Annotated in this window: 15 protein-coding genes; 9 read left to right on the top strand and 6 right to left on the bottom strand. The window is 70.2% G+C overall.

Annotation, left to right across the window (positions count from 1 at the left end):
* Positions 1-44 precede the first annotated feature (44 nt).
* Together MHN84_RS22185 and malQ are read right to left on the bottom strand one after the other, a co-directional pair.
* On the bottom strand, positions 45-518 hold the full coding sequence (locus MHN84_RS22185) for a hypothetical protein (protein ID WP_241206672.1): 474 nt from the start codon (positions 516-518) through the stop codon (positions 45-47).
* Positions 519-638: 120 nt separating this feature from the next.
* Complete coding sequence (malQ, locus tag MHN84_RS22180; RefSeq protein WP_374238403.1) at positions 639-2,783, bottom strand: 4-alpha-glucanotransferase; 2,145 nt, start codon at positions 2,781-2,783, stop codon at positions 639-641.
* Between the two features lie 85 nt (positions 2,784-2,868).
* Between malQ and MHN84_RS22175 the strand changes: the two genes are divergently transcribed.
* From MHN84_RS22175 to MHN84_RS22155, 5 genes are all read left to right on the top strand, one after another.
* Complete coding sequence (locus MHN84_RS22175; RefSeq protein ID WP_241206670.1) at positions 2,869-4,056, top strand: MFS transporter; 1,188 nt, start codon at positions 2,869-2,871, stop codon at positions 4,054-4,056.
* Between the two features lie 82 nt (positions 4,057-4,138).
* Positions 4,139-5,716: a carboxylesterase/lipase family protein gene (locus MHN84_RS22170; protein ID WP_241206669.1), complete on the top strand. Its 1,578-nt coding sequence runs from the start codon at positions 4,139-4,141 to the stop codon at positions 5,714-5,716.
* Between the two features lie 49 nt (positions 5,717-5,765).
* A complete protein-coding gene (locus MHN84_RS22165; protein ID WP_241206703.1) occupies positions 5,766-6,662 on the top strand; it encodes a sterol desaturase family protein in 897 nt (298 codons plus the stop codon).
* Between the two features lie 10 nt (positions 6,663-6,672).
* Complete coding sequence (locus tag MHN84_RS22160; protein WP_241206668.1) at positions 6,673-8,085, top strand: FAD-dependent oxidoreductase; 1,413 nt, start codon at positions 6,673-6,675, stop codon at positions 8,083-8,085.
* Between the two features lie 214 nt (positions 8,086-8,299).
* Positions 8,300-8,974 (top strand): S1 family peptidase, encoded by a 675-nt coding sequence (locus tag MHN84_RS22155; protein WP_241206667.1) that lies wholly within the window; start codon positions 8,300-8,302, stop codon positions 8,972-8,974.
* Here the strand turns inward: MHN84_RS22155 and MHN84_RS22150 are convergent.
* Complete coding sequence (locus MHN84_RS22150) at positions 8,971-9,426, bottom strand: nitroreductase/quinone reductase family protein (RefSeq protein ID WP_241206666.1); 456 nt, start codon at positions 9,424-9,426, stop codon at positions 8,971-8,973. The genes MHN84_RS22155 and MHN84_RS22150 overlap by 4 nt on opposite strands.
* A gap of 106 nt (positions 9,427-9,532) precedes the next feature.
* On the opposite strand from MHN84_RS22150, the gene MHN84_RS22145 reads away from it, so the two are divergent.
* The gene (locus tag MHN84_RS22145; RefSeq protein WP_241206665.1) at positions 9,533-10,213 is read left to right on the top strand and encodes a TetR/AcrR family transcriptional regulator; all 681 of its coding nucleotides are present in this window, start codon (positions 9,533-9,535) and stop codon (positions 10,211-10,213) included.
* On the opposite strand, the gene MHN84_RS22140 is transcribed toward MHN84_RS22145, so the two are convergent.
* Complete coding sequence (locus MHN84_RS22140) at positions 10,207-10,644, bottom strand: hypothetical protein (RefSeq protein WP_241206702.1); 438 nt, start codon at positions 10,642-10,644, stop codon at positions 10,207-10,209. The two genes, MHN84_RS22145 and MHN84_RS22140, sit on opposite strands and share 7 nt — an antisense overlap.
* A gap of 190 nt (positions 10,645-10,834) precedes the next feature.
* On the opposite strand from MHN84_RS22140, the gene MHN84_RS22135 reads away from it, so the two are divergent.
* Positions 10,835-11,326 (top strand): VOC family protein, encoded by a 492-nt coding sequence (locus MHN84_RS22135; RefSeq protein WP_241206664.1) that lies wholly within the window; start codon positions 10,835-10,837, stop codon positions 11,324-11,326.
* A complete protein-coding gene (locus MHN84_RS22130; protein ID WP_241206663.1) occupies positions 11,323-12,822 on the top strand; it encodes an FAD-binding protein in 1,500 nt (499 codons plus the stop codon). Before MHN84_RS22135 ends, MHN84_RS22130 begins: the two co-directional genes overlap by 4 nt.
* Before the next feature lie 3 nt (positions 12,823-12,825).
* Here MHN84_RS22130 and MHN84_RS22125 read toward each other — a convergent pair whose 3' ends face one another.
* A complete protein-coding gene (locus tag MHN84_RS22125; RefSeq protein ID WP_241206662.1) occupies positions 12,826-14,742 on the bottom strand; it encodes an ABC transporter ATP-binding protein/permease in 1,917 nt (638 codons plus the stop codon).
* Positions 14,743-14,787: 45 nt separating this feature from the next.
* Entirely contained in the window at positions 14,788-16,683 is a 1,896-nt protein-coding gene (locus MHN84_RS22120) for an ABC transporter ATP-binding protein/permease (protein WP_241206661.1), read from the bottom strand.
* Between the two features lie 231 nt (positions 16,684-16,914).
* Here MHN84_RS22120 and secA2 point away from each other — a divergent pair, with 231 nt between their 5' ends.
* Complete coding sequence (gene secA2 / locus MHN84_RS22115) at positions 16,915-19,215, top strand: accessory Sec system translocase SecA2 (protein ID WP_241206701.1); 2,301 nt, start codon at positions 16,915-16,917, stop codon at positions 19,213-19,215.
* Positions 19,216-19,223: the final 8 nt, after the last annotated feature.

Raw genomic sequence — 19,223 nt, 5'->3', positions numbered from 1 at the left:
ACGAACACCGCTGTTGATGGGACCGTGGGTCCCGGGTAATCAGCTCAGCTGGCAGGCAGCGGCTGGCCTGGGATCGCCGGCCCGCCGGGGATCTGCTGCGGCGCTCCGGCGACGGGAGCACCGGCACCGGGGGCCCCGGCGATCGGCACGACCGGCGTCGGCGTCACGGTGGTCACGCCGTTGGCGCCGACCGTGGGTCCGCCCACCGGGCCCTGCGCCTTGATCTGGTCGGCGGCGGCCTGCGTGCAGTCCAGCGACAACAGCATCCGGCCGCCGCTGGTGACCTTCTGCTGATCGACGAGGCACGCCGACTGCGGCAGCACGCTGCCCCGGGAACCGCCGAAGTAGGCCTTGATGCCCTGGCTCTTCAGGATCGCCAGCGCGCGACCGTACTGCTCACCGGTCACGTTGTACGGGCTGGGCGCCCCCGCCGGCTGAGACAGCGCGGCACCGGCCCCGACCAGGGCGATCGTTCCGGCGGCCACCAGGCCACCGCTGAACACGGCGAGCTTTCTCACGACAACTCTCTCCTCGGGTCGGCGACGCGGTGCGAACATATCGCAGCGGTGACGATTGTGAAACCGCTGCAGGGGCCGCCCGCGTTACAGGCCGCCGCGACCGACGGTGTCATGTGACGGTCACGGGAGCTCGGCCGCGGCGCGCATGACGTCGCACAGTGCCGCGGCGCGGGCGTCGTCGAACAGCGCGTCGAGCAGCACCGGGCGGCCGTCGGGCCCGGCCAGCGGCACCCGCCAGTTCGGGTACTCGTCGGTGGTTCCGGGTTGATTCTGGGTCCGGGTCTCACCGACGGCGTCGGCCAGCGACATCGCCAGCAGGCGCGCCGGACTACGACCCAGATAACGGTGCAAGGCGATGACGACCTCATCGACATCGATATCGACACCTGGGTCCGACTGCTCGGCGAGCAGGCCCACCCGGCGCAACTCCGCGAGCCAGGCGTCGCGATGCGCGCGGTCGGCCGCCCATTCCTGCTCGGCGGGGCGGGTGAGAAGGCCCAGCTCGTCACGCAGCCGGACGTGTTCGCCCACCAGATAGCCCGCGGTGGGCGGTAGGTCATGGGTGGTGACCGCCGACAGACAGGCCTGCCGCCACTGCTCGGCCGGCAGCGGCGCACCGTCGGAACCGGCCTCGAACCACAGGATCGACGTGCCGAACAGACCCCGGTCCCGCAGGTAGTCACGCACCCAGGGCTCGACGGTGCCCAGATCCTCGCCGACGACGACCGCACCCGCCCGGTATGCCTCGAGCGCGACGATCCCGATCATCGCCTCGTGGTCGTAGCGCACGTAGGTGCCTTCGGTCGGCGCGACGCCCGCGGGAATCCACCACAGCCGGAACAGTCCGATGATGTGGTCGATGCGCACGCCGCCGGCGTGGCGCAGGGCCGCGGCCACCAGCGCGCGGAACGGCTCGTAGGCGACCTCGGCAAGCCGGTCGGGTCGCCACGGCGGCTGCGACCAGTCCTGCCCCAGCTGGTTGAACTCGTCGGGCGGCGCGCCCGCGGTCACGCCGAGGGCCAACACGTCCTGCAGCGCCCACGCGTCGGCACCTGCGGGGTCCACCCCGACCGCGAGGTCGGCCATCACGCCCACCTCCATACCCGCACCCACCGCGCCGGCCTGCGCCGCGGCGAGCTGCTCGTCGAGCAGCCACTGCAACCAACGGTGGAAATCGACCGCGGCGGAATGCTCCGCGGCGAACGCGGCGACCGCCTCGCTGCGCGGGTGCCGCAGTTCCTCCGGCCAGGCGCGCCAGTCGGACCCGTACTGTTCCGACAGCGCGCACCAGGTGGCGAAATCGTCGAGTGGGGTTCCCTCCCGCCGGCAGTACCCCTGATAGGCGAGCTCGCGGCCGCGACTGAACGGAACTAGGTAAACGCTCTGCAGCGCAGCACGTTTGGCCTCCCATGCACGGTCGCGATCGATGCTGTGCGCCCGGGCGGCGCGGGCCTGCACCCGCGCGTGCGCCTTCCGCACGCGGCCGCGGTGGCGCAGGTAGGCGTACTCCGGCACGGCTTCGACGCGCAGGTACAGCGGATTCACGAATCGGCGCGACGTCGGCAGATACGGCGAGGGCTCCATCGGCGGTGTCGGCGCGGCCGCGTGCAGCGGGTTGACCAGGATGAAGCCGGCGCCGTGCTGTCCCGCCGACCACACGGCCAGATCGGTCAGATCGGTCAGATCGCCGACGCCCCAGGACTTCTCGGAGCGCACACTGTAGAGCTGGGTGGACAGCCCCCAGAGCCGGCGGGCACCCATGCGCACCGGGGTGGCGATGTGCGACGGCGTCACGATCACCGTCACGGCGGTGTCGAACGCGCCGACCCGCAAGTGCACCCGGTGATAGCCGAGCGGCAGGTCGTCGGGCAGTTCGAAGGTCGCCTCGCCGACCAGGCGGCCGTCGAGATCGTAAGGGGGCCGGTTGTTCTCGAGCTGTCGCAGACCGTCGCGACGGGTGCCGTCCTCGAGCTGCAGCCATACGTCCACGGGGTCGCCGTGGGTGACGTGCACCCAGAACGGCGTCGCCGTCGCCGCCCGCGCGACGATCGACGCGGGCAGCGACCGCGCCCAGTAGGCCCGGTCGTGTGCGGTCAGAGCGGCCGTCCGCTCGTCGTCGGTTCCCGCAGCGACGCCCAGGGCGCCCAGCACAGCCACGAGCGTCGTGTCGGGCACGGCGACGTGGCGACCCGACCAGTCCTGGTACTCGGTGGCCACGCCGTACCGGGCGGCCAGGGCGAGCAGCGACGAACGGTCCTCGGGCATCGGCATGGACATGCGCGCCATCTTGCCGCGTCGGCACGGCCGCGTCGCAGCGACCGCCCGGTCCGCCGGTAGGGTCACAGCCACCATGGCGCCCCACCCGCTCGACGGCGGCCAGGCGCGCGACCGGCGAGCCCGGATCGCGATCGGCGCCGTCTTCCTCACCAACGGTGCACTGTTCGCCAACCTGTTGCCGCGGCTGCCCGAGGTCAAGACCGACCTGGGGCTGTCGAACGCGATGCTCGGCGGCTCGGTGGCCGCATTTTCGGCGGGCGCCCTGATCGCCGGCCCCGCCGCGGCACTGCTGATCCGGCGCTACCAGTCGGCCCGCGTGAATCTCGGCACCACGCTGATCCTCGCGGGGTTCATCGTGATGGCCTCGGCTGCGCCCAGCGCCGTCACGCTCGCCGCGGCGCTCTTCGTCGCCGGCGCCGCGGACGCGATCACCGACGTCGCGCAAAACGTGAACGCTCTACGGCTGCAACGACAATACGGGCGCTCGATCATCAACTCCCTGCACGCCGTCTGGGCGGTGGGAGCAGTGGTGGGCGGGCTGATGGCCGCGGGCGCGATCGCCGTGCACCTGCCGCGGACCGTGCACCTGGGCCTCTCAGCGGCGCTGTTCTGCACGGTGGCGGCCGCGGCGTATCCGTTCCTGCTGCACGGACCCGACCACGAGGACCGTCCGAGCGGCCACGGCGGCCCCGCTCCTGCGGGCGGGGCCGTGTATCTGGTCCTGCTGGCGTTGGTCGGCATCGCGATCGCGGGTGCCGCCGTGGAGGACGCCGGCAGTTCCTGGGCGACGCTGTACCTGCGGGACAGCCTGGGTGCCGCCGGGCCGGTGGCGGCGTTCGGCTACGTCGCCCTGGTCGGCGCCATGTGCATCGGGCGATTCATCGGCGACCGCCTGGTCGACCGTTTCGGTGACCGCGCCGTGGTGCGGGCCGGCGGGGTGGTCACGGCGATGGGGATGGGCGCCGCGCTGGCGTTTCCATCGGTGCCGGGCAGCATCGCCGGATTCGCCGCGGCCGGGTTCGGCGTGGCGACGGCGGTGCCTGCAGCGATGCGCGCCGCCGACGAGCTTCCCGGGCTGCGCGCCGGCACCGGTCTGACGATCTTGACCTGGCTGATGCGCGTCGGTTTCCTCGGCGCACCTCTGATCGTCGGTGTTGTCGCCGACGCGGCAGGGTTGCGCGTCGGGCTGTTGATCGTCGTGGCGGCGGGTATCAGCCTGCTGGCCCTGGGCGGTGTGTTGAGCGGCAGAGCTGGACGATGACGCCGAGCAGCGCTGGTACAGTGGCGTACCGGGGCGAGTACCGGGGGCCCACGCGCCCTTCGATCGAAGGAGATCCACTGAGATGACCGCGGAAGCACGCTCCGACGAGACCCGCAGCACCGCGAGTGGTCATCCGGTGGTCGACACCACTCACGGGCCGGTCCGCGGTGTCGACGACGGCACGTTCGCATCCTGGAAGGCGGTCCCGTACGCCTCCCCGCCCGTCGGCGACCTGCGCTGGCGTGCGCCGGTGCCACCGACCGCCTGGAAGGAACCGCGCGACGCCTCCCGTGTCGGGCCGGCCTGCCCACAGCCGACCGACCCGCGCATTCCCCTTCCCCTCGGCGCTCCCCAGGGCGAGGACTTCCTCACCCTCAACGTCTGGGCGCCGTCGGGCACCGAACCGGGAGCCGGCAAGCCTGTCATGGTGTGGGTGCACGGCGGGGCCTACATCCTGGGTGCGGCCAGCCAGCCGCTCTATCACGGCGGGCGGCTCGCCGCCGACGGCGACGTCATCGTGGTCACCGTCAACTACCGGCTCGGAGCGCTGGGCTTCCTCGAGCTCGCCGCGCTCGATGCCGATTCCGAGCGCTTCGCCACCAACGTCGGACTGCGCGACGTGCTCGCCGCGCTCACCTGGGTGCGGGACAACATCGCCGGTTTCGGTGGCGATCCGGGCCGGGTGACCCTGTTCGGCGAATCGGCCGGCGGCGGTGTGGTGACCACACTGCTCGGTGCACCTGCGGCCAAGGGGCTCTTCCACGCCGCGATCGCGCAGAGTTCGCCGGTGACCTCCTCCTACGACGCCGAACAGGCCGGCCGCATCGCAGCGCGGTTCCTCGACGTCGTCGGGGTGGGCCGTGACGAACTGTCCCGGCTCGCCCGGCTGCCCACCGGGGCGATCGTGGAGGCGTCACGCACGGTGTTCAACGAGGTCCCGGTGCGCACCCCGGGTCGGCTGGCCTTCGCGCCGATCGTCGACCGCGACCTGGTGCCGGACTATCCGATCCGGCTCGCCCAGAACGGGCAGACGCACCCGGTGCCGCTGATCATCGGCACCAACCGCAACGAGGCGGCGCTGTTCCGCTACATGAAGCTGCCGCTCCTGCCGATCAAGGCCGATGCGATCCAGGCGATGTTCGCCCAGATCGCCGCCGAACAACCGGAGCTGACACTGCCCGAGCGAGCGCAGCTCGAAGGCATGTACCGCGGGAGGCGGGCGGGCAAGGGCCTGGGGCTGGCCAGTGACCTCGGCTTCCGGATGCCCTCGATCTGGTTCGCCGACGGTCACCGGGCGACCGCGCCCGTGTACCTGTACCGCTTCGATTTCGCGACCCCGATGCTGCGCGTGCTCCGGATGCCCGCCGCCCACGCCACCGAGCTGCCCTTCGTATGGGGCAATCTGGGCGCGGGGCGCAAGGATCCGATGTTCGCGCTCGGTGGCCGCGCGGCCGGCGCGGAGGTGTCGCGGCGCATGCGGGCCCGGTGGACCGGCTTCGCCCGCGACGGTGTTCCGGGCGCACCGGCGGCCGCGCCGCACTGGCGCCCCTACGACGGCGCGCGCGCCACACTGGTGATCGACAGGCATGACGCGGTCGTCGACGATCTCGACGCGCCGGTTCGCCAGGCCTGGGGCGACGACGTGCTGAGCTTCCGGTAGGGGACCTCGAGTGGCCTCAGCGGGTTTCCTCACCGTGCTGCCGCCCGCGATGCGGGATCCGGTCCTGTTCGCCATCCCGTTCTTCCTGCTGCTGCTCGTCATCGAGTGGGTGGCAGCCCGCAAGCTCGAACACGTTGTCACAGAAGGTGATCGACAGGATCGGCCCGGCGTGGGGTCGTACCTGGCACGCGATGCGTGGGCGAGCATCTCGATGGGGCTGGTCTCGGTCGCCACGATGGGCGCATGGAAGTTCCTGGCGTTGCTCGGGTACGCGGCGATCTACACCTACCTGGCCCCGTGGCACCTGCCGGCGACGCAGTGGTACACCTGGGTGATCGCGCTCCTCGGGGTGGACCTGCTGTTCTACTGGTATCACCGCATCGCCCACCGGGTCCGGCTGATCTGGGCCACCCACCAGGCGCACCACTCCAGCGAGTACTTCAACTTCGCGACCGCACTGCGGCAGAAGTGGAACAACAGCGGTGAGATCGTGATGTGGATTCCGTTGCCGCTGTTGGGTGTTCCGCCGTGGATGGTGTTCTTCAGCTTCTCGGTCAGCCTGGTCTACCAGTTCTGGATCCACACCGAGCGGATCGGCAGGCTGCCGCGGCCCGTCGAATTCGTGTTCAACACCCCGTCGCATCACCGGGTGCACCACGGCATGGACCAGCTCTACCTGGACCGCAACTACGGCGGCATCCTGATCCTGTGGGACCGGCTGTTCCGGACCTTCCAGCCCGAGGTGTTCCGTCCGCGCTACGGACTCACGAAGCCGGTGCACACGTTCAACATCTGGCGGTTGCAGACCCGCGAGTACGCCGCGATCGGTCGCGACGTCCGGGCGGCGCGCCGCGTGCGCGACAAGCTCGGCTACGTCTTCGGTCCGCCCGGCTGGCACCCGGCAGACCAGCCCGGGGCGCTCCCTGAGGCCCATGTCAGCCCGTAGTCTGCGCAGTGTGCAGACAGTCTTCGACGCCCCGGTCGACCCCGCTCTCGTGGACCGGTCCCTGGCCGGCAGCACGCTGGGCTCGGTGTGGCTGGACCCCGGCTCGGTCCAGCGTCCGCATCACCCGCCGCTGTCGGGGCCGCTGACCGCTGACCTGCTGGTCGTCGGCGGCGGCTACACCGGACTGTGGAGCGCGCTGCACGCCGCGCGCCGCCACCCCGACCGCCGAGTCGTGCTCATCGAAGCCGACCGCATCGGGTGGGCCGCCTCCGGCCGCAACGGCGGTTTCGTCGACGCCAGCCTGACCCACGGTTACGAGAACGGGAAGGCGCGCTGGCCTGACGAGATCGAGGCACTCGAGGCGATGGGCCTCGAGAACCTCGACGGCATGGCCGCCGAGATCGCCGAACTCGGCCTGGACACCGAGTGGCAGCGCACCGGGATGCTCACCGTGGCCACCGAAGCCCACCAGGTGGAGTGGCTCTCGGAGTCGGCCCCGGCCCACGGTGAGTTCCTCGACACCGCCGCGGTGCGGGCCGAGGTCGACTCGCCGACCTACCTGGCGGGGCTCTACAGCGCCGACGACTGCGCGATCGTCAACCCCGCGAAGCTCGCACTGGAACTCGCCCGCGCCTGCCGGGAGGCCGGCGTGGAGATCTTCGAGCACACCACCGCACGCAAGATCCACTCCGGCGGGGCGGCGCTGCGCGTCGACACCGACGGCCCGGTGCTCACCTGCCGCCAGATCGTGTTGGCCACCAACGTCTTTCCCAGCCTGCTGCGCCGCAACCGCCTCCACACCGTGCCGGTCTACGATTACGTGCTGGCCACCGAACCGCTCACCGACGACCAACTCGACCGCATCGGGTGGCGGCGCCGCCAGGGGATCGGTGACTCGGCCAACCAGTTCCACTACTACCGCCTGACGATGGACAACCGCATCGTCTGGGGCGGCTACGACGCGGTGTACCACTTCGGGCGCAAGGTCAAGTCCAGCTACGAGGACCGCACCGACAGTTACCGCCGGCTGGCCGCGCACTTCTTCCTCACGTTCCCCGCCCTGTCCGACGTCCGCTTCACCCACCGGTGGGCCGGTGCGATCGACACGAACACGCGGTTCTGCGCGCACTGGGGGACCGCGCGCGACGGCCGGGTCGCCTACGTCAACGGGTTCACCGGCCTCGGTGTCGGGGCGGCCCGCTTCGCCGCCGACGTGTGCCTCGACCTGCTCGACGGGCTCTCCACCCCCCGTACCCAGCTGGAGATGGTGCGCCGCAAGCCGCTGCCGTTCCCCCCCGAGCCGATCGCCAGCGCCGGCATCCAGGCCACCCGCTGGTCACTCGACCGCGCCGACCACAACGGCGGCCGGCGCAACCTGCTGCTGCGCGGACTCGACGCGGTGGGGCTCGGCTTCGATTCCTGACGCGCGATCCGGCCCGCCCCCCGCCGGAGCCGGCCGTGCGGGTGTAACGCCCCGTTATCGACCCGCGATGAGCCAGTTACACCGTCAGCGCACGGGGGTAATCACCTCCTCATCGTGAGCGGCGGTCGCCGAGAACTCACCCGGGGAGAGTGGAGGGGCCGTGCTGAACAGACTGCCGCGTCGCCTGTCATCGCGTCATCGCATGTCGGTTGGCATGTCGTCCGCCGTTCTCGCGCTGCTGGCGCTGCTGATGCCGGCCGTCCCCGCCGGCGCGCAGCCCGACCCGCTGGTGCACCCCGGCATGGAGATCCACCAGGACTCCGTGCTGTGCACGCTCGGCTACGTCGACCCCGCCACCCGCACCGCGTTCACCGCCGGGCACTGCCGGGCCTCGGGCACCGTGACCGACAAGACGGGCACCGTGATCGGCACCCAGGGCTCCTTCCGTGACAACACCCCCGACGGCATGACCGTCGACACCAACCATCAGATCGCCGACTGGGAGGTCATCCACCTGCTGCCGTCGGCCACCATCAACAACGTGCTGCCGAGCGGCAAGGCACTGGTCACCGATGCCGCGGTGGTGCCCGTCGCCGGGATGCCGGTCTGCCACTTCGGCGTCGTGACGGGGGAGAGCTGCGGCACCGTCGAGGCCGTCAACAACGGCTGGTTCACGATGGCGAACGGCGTGGTCAGTCGCAAAGGTGACTCCGGCGGGCCGGTGTACACCACCACGCCTGACGGCCGCACCGTTCTGATCGGCGTCTTCAACAGCACGTGGGGCACCTACCCGGCCGCCGTCTCCTGGCAGACCGCCAGCGCCGAGGCCCGTGCCGACATCATTTCGGCGGCCTCCGGCGAGATCACGCCGGTCTCCGCCCAGCCCTAGTCCGACAGCGCGAACACCGGGATCGACGGCGCCACCGCGCGCACCTGCGCATCGGTCGAGGCCGGTGTCAACCCACCGATGTGGCCCTTGACCTGCCAGTACCACCGATCGAGATATCGCCGGAGCAGCGCCGGTTTCGCGTCGTCGGCGAGCTCGGCGACGCGGCGGGTCCGAGCGTTGCGGCGGGAGCCGATGTCGACCTCGCCCGCGGCACGGACGTTGCGCGCCCACTGGGTGTTGCCGCGCGGCGAGACCAGATAGTCGCGGCCGTCGACGGTCAGCAGATTGATCACCACCTGACGCGGCTCACCGCTGGCGCGGCCCCGCACCCGCAGCGCGGTGCTGCCCTGGATGCTGACCCCTCTCTCGGCCAGCCATCGGATCGCGGCGTTGAACGCGCGTGCGCTCGGCCCCGGGACGTCGTACCGGGCGGCGGTGTGGCGGTCGGTCATGTCGGAACTCCTCATCTTCGGCGCAGAGAGCACTGCTCTCAAAACTGTGACACGACGCAGGCTGAAATTCAAGAGCAGTGCTCTCTGATGTGCCACACTGGCTGCCGTGGGCAAACGCGAGGACAGCAGGGCGAAGGTCGAGGCGCGGATCGTCGAGATCGGCCGACGCCACCTGATCACCGACGGCGCCGCCGGGTTGTCACTGCGGGCGGTCGCCCGCGACCTCGGCATGGTGTCCTCGGCCGTGTACCGCTACGTGGCCAGCCGCGACGAACTGCTGACGCTGCTGCTGATCGACGCCTACACCGAACTCGCCGACGCGGTCGACGAAGCGCACCGCAGCGCGGGTCCGGACTGGCGGACACAGCTGGCCGCCGTCGCCCGCGCGGCCCGCACCTGGGCGCTCGAGCAGCCCGCGTGCTGGGCGCTGCTGTACGGCAGCCCGGTGCCCGGCTACCACGCACCCGCGGAACGCACCGTCGGACCCGGCACCCGGGTGATCGGGACCCTGTTCGGAATTCTCGACGACGCCGTTGCCGCCGGCGCGATCGCTGGCCCCACAACGCCTGCGCCACAACCACTCTCATCGGATTTCGGCAAACTCAAGGCCGAGTTCGGGGTGACGCTCGACGATGCCACGCTGGGCCGGTGCTTCCTGCTCTGGGCGGCACTCGTCGGCGCGATCAGCCTCGAGGTATTCGGCCAGTACGGCGCCGACACCCTGACCGATCCCGCGATGCTCTTCGACACCCAGGTGCAGCTGCTCACCGAGATGCTGACTCAGTAACCCCGACTGCCGCCCGGCGACGTCACGAAGCCGTGCTCGCCGTAGTGGCGATCCGGCGGGTCCGCGGTGTCGGCCGGCCAGGACGCCGGCTTGGCCGCGTGGCAGGCGAGCGTCTCGGCGTCCGGGACGGCGCACACCACGCCGTTGCCCGCGTCGAAACGCGAGCCCACCGGCAGCAGCGGCGGCTCGGAACCCGGCGTTGATCCGGCCGGCCCCATGTCGGAGCTGAACATCGCTTCGTGGGTCAATGACACCGAGACCGTCGTCGCGTCGGTCCCCGCCAGCGGGCCGGAGCAGACGATTCCGAGGTCGGGGATCAGACTGTCCTGGCACCGAGCGCCTGCGGGGGTGCGAAAGATCCACCCGGAGGTGCTCGGATGGGCTCCGGACACCTGGTACGGCGCCGGATCGACCGCCGGATATGCCGTCAGGTCGACCTCGGCGGGCAGGGCGTGTGCGGGGATGGCGCCGGCGAGCAGGCCGGCACACACCAGCACGGGCGCGGCGCGACGAGCCGGGGTGCGCATGCAGTGATCATCGCGGCGGTCAGCGTTGTCGTTAGCCCACCAATAATAGAACGCGTTCTAGCACCGGCGGCCGGCTGACGATATTCTCGACTCGATGCTTGACCAGACACCTGTCCAGATCGCGTGGGTGACGCGGGACCTCGACGCGACCGAGGCGGCGCTGACGGCCATGATGGGGGCTCGCACCTGGGTACGCATGCCGGGCGTGCACTTCGGGCCGGACTCCTGCACCTACCGCGGCCGCCCCGCCGACCACGTCGCCGACGTCGCGCTGAGCTACGCGGGGGACACCCAGCTCGAGCTGATCTGTCCGGTGCGCGGGCAGAGCATCTACACCGAATTCCTCGATTGCGGCGGTCCCGGCCTGCACCACGTGTGCCGGGCCGCACCCGACCTCGAGTCGTTCGACGCCGCGGTGGCCGCCGCCGAGCGCGACGGCACCCCGGTCGCGATGGCCGGCACCATGGCCGGCATGCGGTTCGCCTACCTCGAGGCCCCCGACGCCGGCGTGCCCTACATCGAAATCGCCTACATCCCCGACGACCTCGCCGCGTTCTTCGACCACATCAAACAGGAGCAGAAGTGAGCTTGCCCATCCCCGACACCGTCCGCGCAACCGACGTCACCTCCTGGTCCGACGAGACGGACGTCGTCGTCATCGGGTTCGGCATCGCCGGCGGCTGCGCCGCCGTCAGCGCCGCCGCAGCCGGCGCACGGGTGCTCGTGCTGGAGAAGGCCGCCGCCGCGGGCGGCACCACCTCGATGGCGGGCGGTCACTTCTACCTCGGCGGCGGCACCGCGGTGCAGCAGGCCACCGGCCATCCGGACACCCCCGAAGAGATGTACAAGTACCTGGTCTCGCAGTCCCGCGACCCCGAGCACGACAAGATCCGGGCCTACTGCGAGGGCAGCGTCGAGCACTTCGACTGGCTCGAGGCGCTGGGCTTCCAGTTCGAGCGCAGCTACTACCCCGGGAAGGTCGTCGTACCGCCCGGCACCGAGGGACTCTCGTACACGGGCAACGAGAAGGTCTGGCCGTTCTGCGAGCAGGCCGTCCCGGCGCCCCGCGGCCACTCGGTGCCCGTACCCGGCGAACTCGGCGGCGCCGGCATGGTGATCGACCTGCTGGTCGCCCGCGCGCAGGAGCTGGGGGTGCAGTTCCGGTACGAGACCGGGGCGACCGCGCTGGTTCTCGACGACGACGGCGCCGTGGCCGGGGTGCGCTGGAAGCACTTCGGCGAGACCGGCGACATCAAGGCCAAGGCCGTCGTGATCGCCGCGGGCGGCTTCGCGATGAACGCCGAGCTGGTGGCCGAGTACACCCCGGCGCTGGGTGCCGAACGCAAGACCAAGCACCACGGCACCGTCGCCCCCTACATCCTGGGCAACCCCAACGACGACGGCCTGGCCATCGGGCTCGGCGTCTCGGCCGGCGGCGTGGCCACCCACATGGATCAGCTGTTCATCACCGCCGCGGCGTACCCGCCGGAGATCCTGCTCACCGGCGTGATCGTCAACGCCGAGGGCAAGCGGTTCGTCGCGGAGGACTCCTACCACGCCCGGACGTCGGCATTCGTGCTCGAACAGCCCGATCAGGTGGCGTACCTGATCGTCGACGAGGCGCACATGCAGATGCCCGAGATGCCGCTGATCAAGTTCATCGACGGCTGGGAGACCGTGGCCGAGATGGAGGAGGCGCTCGGCATCCCGGCGGGCAACCTCGCCGCCACGCTGGACCGGTACAACGCCCACGCTGCGCGCGGTGAGGATCCCGACTTCCACAAGCAGCCCGAGTACGTCGCCGCGCAGGACACGGGCCCGTGGGCGGCGTTCGACCTCTCCCTGGGCCGCGCCATGTACTCCGGGTTCACCATGGGCGGGCTGAAGGTGTCCATCGACGGCGAGGTGCTGCGCTCCGACGGGAGCGCGATCGAGGGCCTGTACGCCGCCGGGGCGTGCGCGTCGAACATCGCGCAGGACGGCGTGGGCTACGCCAGCGGAACGCAGTTGGGCGAGGGGTCGTTCTTCGGCCGCCGCGCGGGGCGGCACGCCGCCAGCCGGGCCACGGCCGCCGTCGTCTGATCGTCAGACCCGGGCGGGCTCCTCGCCGATCACCCCGAGCTCCCACGCGCCCTCGCCGAGCAGCTTCAGCTCCCGGGTGTGGTGACGCTGCAGGCTGCTGCGGTGGCTGACGCTGACCAGGATGGTGTCGGGCAGCCGGGTGCGCACCAGCTCGTACATCGAGAGTTCCAGGCCCTCGTCGAGCGCCGAGGTCGACTCGTCGAGGAACACCGCCTTGGGCCGCGTCAGCAGGATGCGGGCGAACGCGATGCGCTGTTGCTCGCCCGGGGAGAGCACCTTGGCCCAGTCCTGGACCTCGTCGAGGCGATCGGCCAGGTGCGGCAGGGCGACGGTACGCAACGCGTCCCGGAGCTGGTCGTCGCTGAGGTCGCCGGTGTTGTTCGGATAGGACACCACCGCGCGCAGATCGCCCAGCGGCACGTACGGCATCTGCGACAGGAACATCGTCTCGTTCTCGTCGATCGGGTAGGTCAACCGGCCTGACGTGAACGGCCACAGCTGGGCCAGGCTGCGCAGCAGCGTGGTCTTCCCGGTGCCGGACTTGCCGGTCACCATCAGGCATTCGCCCGGCTCCAGGCGTAGGTCCACGGGTTCGAGCAACTGCTTGCCGTCCGGGGTGCGCACCTCGACCTTCTCGAGGGTGACGTTCTGGCCGGTGCAGCCGGCGACGTCGAGGTGCGGCAGCGCCCGGCCCTGCTCGTCAGCCGTGACCAGGCCGTCGAGACGGATGATCGCGGCCCGGTAGCCGGCGAACATGTCGTAGGCATTGCGGAAGAACGACAGGCCGCCCTGGATCGCGCCGAAGGCCGACGCCGACTGGTTCAGCGCGCCGAGCGGGATCTCCCCGGCCGCGAAGCGGGGGAACTGGACCAGGTAGGGCAGCGGCACGATGAGCTGGCCCATCGACCAGTTCCAGCCGTTGAAGCGCAGCGACCGGTTCACATAGCGCCGGTAGTTGGTGACGACCGGGGCGAAGAGTCGGCGCAGCCCGGACCGCTCGGCGGCCTCACCCCGGTAGAACGCGACGGCCTCCGACGCGTCCCGCAGTCGCACCAGCGCGTACCGGAACGCCGCGTTGTACTTCTCGTTGAGGAACGACAGTCCGATGATCGGGCGGCCGATCCAGAACGCGACGATCGTGGCGAACAGCACGTAGCCGATGGCGATCCAGAAGATGGCGTGCGTCAACGTGATCCCGGCGACGGTCAGTGGCCCCGACAGGTTCCACAGGATCGCGGTGAACGAGATCACCGAGATGACGGCCGAGATCGCGCCGAACAGAAGCGAGTTGCTCGAGCCGTAATACGGCAGGTTGGGCTGCGGGCCGTTGGTGGCGGTGAAGATGTCGATGTCGGACTGGATGCGCTGATCCGGGTTGTCGATGGTCTCGTCGATGAACCGGGCCCGGTAGTAGGCGCGGCCGTTCAGCCAGTCGCCGGTCAGCCGGTCGGTCAGCCAGGCGCGCCAGCGCAGGCAGAACCGCTGGAACAGGTACATGTCGAGCAGCAGCTGGGTGATCGACAGCGTGGCCAGGATGCTGAAGATGAGAATCGTCGACCAGAACCCGTCGATGCCGGACTGCCTGACCTCTTCGTTGCCCGAGGTCAGGCCCTGGACCACCACCTGGAAGCTGGTCAGAAGGTCATTGCTCTGGTAGGTGAACAGCACGTCGAGGCGCACGTTGATCAGCACCGAGGCCAGCAGAACCGCCAGGTAGGCCCAGACCTTGATGCTGTCGCGGCCGGTGAAGTACGCGCCCGAGATGCGCCAGAACTGTCGACCCCACGTGGTGAACCGGCCGACGAGCAGCAGCACGACCAGCGTCGCGACCGCGGCGTACAGCCACCCCTTGGCTATCCAGGCAAGAGAGACCCACAGCTGATCGCCCCAGTCCAGCGTCGGGGTGAACATTTCCTCCATGCGGGCAAGGTACCGCGCGAAACTGCTGGGGGCGTTGCGGAGCCGTCAACCCGATGGTGCGAGTCGCTCCAGCCGCCACTCACCGTCGCCGAGCAGGGAAAGCCGGCGATCGTGCATCGGGTGGACGGTGGCACGGTGACTCACGCTGACCACGATGGTGTCCGGCAGGCGCTCCCGTATCAGGCGGTAGAGCATCTCCTCGAGTCCCTCGTCCAGCGCAGAGGTGGACTCGTCGAGGAACACCGCCCGCGGCTGAGCCAACAGGACCCGGGCGAACGCGATGCGCTGCTGCTCGCCGACCGAGAGCACCTTGGCCCAGTCCTGGGCCTCGGCGAGGCGGATCATCAAGTGCGGCAACGCCACATCGCGCAGCGCCGCCTGCATGGCGGCGTCGTCGAAGGTGTCCGGCGACTGGGGATAGGCCACCACGGTGCGCAGCTCACCCAACGGCAGGTAGGGCAGCTGTGGGACGAACATCACCCCGTCGCGTCCACCGGGAAGGCGTACCTCGCCCGAGGCGTAGGGCCACACCCCGGCCAGGCTCGCCATCAGCAGCGACTTGCCGATGCCCGACGGCCCCGTGACGACCAGTGACTCCCCGGGTTCGAGGGCGACGTCGAGCGGGTGCAGCAGCGGGCTGCCGTCGGGCCGGCGTACCGCGACCCCCGACACCTCCACGCGACCGTCGGGGGAGTCCGACGGGCACACCGGCGTGAACCTGCCCGCCCGGGCGTTCTGGTCGGCCAGCCCGTCGAGCCGGATGATGGCCGCGCGGTAGCTGGCGAACTGGTCGTAGGCGTTGCGGAAGAACGACAGATTGTCGTGGATCGCGGCGAACGCGTTCGACGACTGCCACACACCGCCGAACGAGATGCGTTGCGCGAACAGACCCTGGGCCTGCACGAGCCACGGCAGCGGGTTGATCGCCTGGCTCATCGACACGTTCCAGCCGAAGAACAGCATCATCCGGTTCAACCAGTGCCGGTAGTTGTCCATCACCGCGTCCAGGCGCCGGCCCAGCACGGTGCGTTCGGCGGCTTCGCCTCGGTAGAGCCCGATCGCCGCGCCCCCGTCCCGCACCCGCACCAGCGCGTACCGGAAGCCCGCGTTGCGCAACTCGTTCACGTAGTTCAAGCGGATCAGCGGGCGCCCGATCGCGAAGGCGACGAGGGTGGCCACCAGCACGTAGACCAGCACGATCCAGAACAGGGCACGCTGCAGTGTCAGCCCGCCCACGGTCAGCGGCTCGGACAGCTGCCACAGGATCACCCCGAACGACAGCACCGACAGAACGGCCTCCACGGCGCCGAACAGCAGAGTGTTGCCCGAGGTGAACATCGGATTGTTGGTGTCCCCGCCGACCCCGGTGGTGAACACGTCGACGTCCTGCTGGATGCGCTGATCGGGGTTGTCGATCGGCCGGCTGCCGAACTGCGCCCGGTAGTAGGCCAGCTCACCCAGCCAGCCGTCGATGAACTTCCTGCTCAACCAGATTCGCCACCGCATGATGAACCGCTGCGTGACGTACATGTCGAGCAGGAGGCGCACGATGTAGCACGCGGCGAGCACGGCGAAGACCACCATCGTCGCCCAGAATCCGGCGATGCCGCTGGACCGGTCCGGGCCCGAGGAGAACGCGATCTGCAATGCGGTGAACAAGTCGTTGACGTAGTAGGTCAGCAGCACGTTGATGCGGACCGAGATGATCACCGACAGCAGCAGCAGCGCCACCACCGCCCAGACTTTCCCGCTGCCGGGGCCGGTGAAGTACCCGCGGGTGACACGCCAGAACTGACGCCCCCACTCGGTGAAGCGGCCCAGCATGACGAGCACCGCCACCAGGCACAGCGCGGTCACCACGAACGTCGTCGCCACCCAGATCGCCGAATTGAGCCATTCGCGGCTCCAGTCCAGCGTCGGCACGAACGTGTCGGTGTCCACGGTGCGCGCCCCCCTTCCGCACGGCCCGGTCTGCGGCGAAGCTACCGCAGGCCGGCGGCGTCGTCGCGCACGCCGCGCGCACCGGGGATCTGCGGGTGGGCGGGAGTCACGACGGGGAATCCGAGGGCTCCCGCGTACCGTGATCATGTGGCACGCACCTCATCGAAGACGTCGTCCCCGGCCGCCGATGCTGCCAAGGACACGGCACCGTCGAAGAAGCCGAGCGGACGCTTGTCGGGACGCTTCTGGAAGCTCCTGGGAGCCAGCACGGATCGCAACCAGAGCCGCTCGATGGACCAGGTCCGGGCGGCTGCCGATTTCGACGCCAAGGCCGCCGATCTCGACGACGAGAAGCTGACCAAGGCGGCCACGCTGTTGCAGCTCGAGGATCTCGCCGATTCGGCCGACATCCCGCAGTTCCTCGCGATCGCGCGGGAGGCCTCCGAACGCGCCACCGGCCTGCGCGCCTTCGATGTGCAGCTGCTCGGCGCGCAGCGGATGCTGGCCGGCGACGTCGTCGAGATGGCCACCGGCGAAGGCAAGACGCTCTCCGGCGCGATCGCCGCCGCCGGTTACGCGTTGGCCGGCCGCAGCGTGCACGTCATCACGATCAACGACTACCTGGCCCGCCGCGACGCCGAGTGGATGGCGCCGCTGATCGAGGCCATGGGACTGACCGTCGGCTGGATCACCGCCGACTCCACCGCCGACGAACGGCGCGCCGCCTATCAGTGCAACGTCACCTACGCCTCGGTCAACGAGATCGGCTTCGACGTGCTGCGCGACCAGTTGGTCACCGACGTCGCCGATTTGGTGTCCCCGAACCCCGACGTCGCGCTGATCGACGAGGCCGACTCCGTCCTCGTCGACGAGGCATTGGTGCCGCTGGTGCTGGCCGGCACCAGCCATCGTGAGGCCCCGCGCCTGGACCTGATCCGGTACGTCGGCGAGCTCACCGACGGCGTCGACTGGGCCACCGACGCCGAGGGCCGCAACGTCCACCTCACCGAATCGGGCGCGCAGAAGATCGAGGCCAAGCTCGGCGGCATCGACCTGTACTCCGAGGAACACGTCGCCACGACACTCACCGAGATCAACGTCGCGCTGCACGCGCACGTGCTGTTGCAGCGCGACGTGCACTACATCGTCCGCGACAACGCCGTGCACCTGATCAACGCCTCCCGCGGCCGCATCGCGACGCTGCAGCGCTGGCCCGACGGGCTGCAGGCCGCGGTCGAGGCCAAAGAAGGCATCGAGACCACCGAGACCGGCGAGGTGCTCGACACCATCACCGTGCAGGCGCTGATCAACCGCTACCCGACGGTGTGCGGGATGACCGGCACCGCGCTGGCCGCCGGTGAACAGCTGCGGCAGTTCTACAAGCTCGGCGTCTCGCCGATCCCACCGAACACCCCCAACATCCGCGAGGACGAACCCGACCGCGTGTACGTCACCGCCGCGGCGCGCAACGACGCGGTGCTCGAACACATCACCGAGATCCACGAGAGCGGCCAGCCCATCCTGGTCGGCACCCGCGACGTCGCCGAATCCGAGGACCTGCACCGGCGGCTGGTCAAGGCCGGCATCCCCGCGGTCGTGCTGAACGCCAAGAACGACGAGGAGGAGGCCGCCGTCATCGCCGAGGCCGGCCAGCTCGGTGCGGTCACGGTGTCGACGCAGATGGCCGGCCGAGGCACCGACATCCGGCTGGGCGGTTCCGACGAGAAGAACCACGATGCCGTCGCCGAACTGGGCGGGCTGCACGTCATCGGCACCGGGCGGCACCACACCGAGCGGCTGGACAACCAGCTGCGCGGGCGCGCCGGACGCCAGGGCGATCCCGGCTCCACCGTGTTCTTCTCCAGCTGGGAGGACGACGTGGTGGTCTCGCACCTCGACGCGGGCAAGTTGCCGCTGGAGTGCGACTCGGACGGCAAGGTGCTCAGCCCGAAGGCCGCGACCCTGCTCGAACACGCCCAGCGCGTCGCCGAGGGCCGGCTGCTCGACGTGCACGCCAACACCTGGCGCTACAACCAGCTGATCGCCCAGCAGCGCGCGATCCTCGTCGAACGCCGAGATGCGTTGCTGCGCACCGAGACCGCGCGCGAAGAACTCGCCGCGCTGTCCCCGCAGCGCTACGAGAGCCTGCTGGAGGAGCTGGGTGAGGGCGGCGAGGAGAAGCTGACCAAGATCTGCCGGCTGATCATGCTCTACCACCTCGACCGCGGCTGGGCCGATCACCTGGCCTACCTGGCCGACATCCGGGAGAGCATCCACCTGCGCGCGCTGGGGCGGCAGAACCCGCTCGACGAATTCCACCGCCTCGCCGTCGATGCGTTCGGGTCGCTGGCCGCCGACGCGATCGAGGCCGCCCAGCAGACCTTCGACACCGCGCCGTCCATCGAGGACGAGCCCGGGGTGGATCTGTCCAAGCTGGCGCGCCCGACATCGACGTGGACGTACATGGTGCACGACAACCCGCTCAACGACGACACCCTGTCGGCGCTGAGCCTGCCCGGGGTGTTCCGCTAGGTTCTACG

Source organism: Mycobacterium sp. PSTR-4-N (assembly GCF_022348085.1).
Taxonomy (GTDB): Bacteria; Actinomycetota; Actinomycetes; order Mycobacteriales; family Mycobacteriaceae; genus Mycobacterium.
This window is presented reverse-complemented; position numbering and strand designations above follow the sequence as displayed.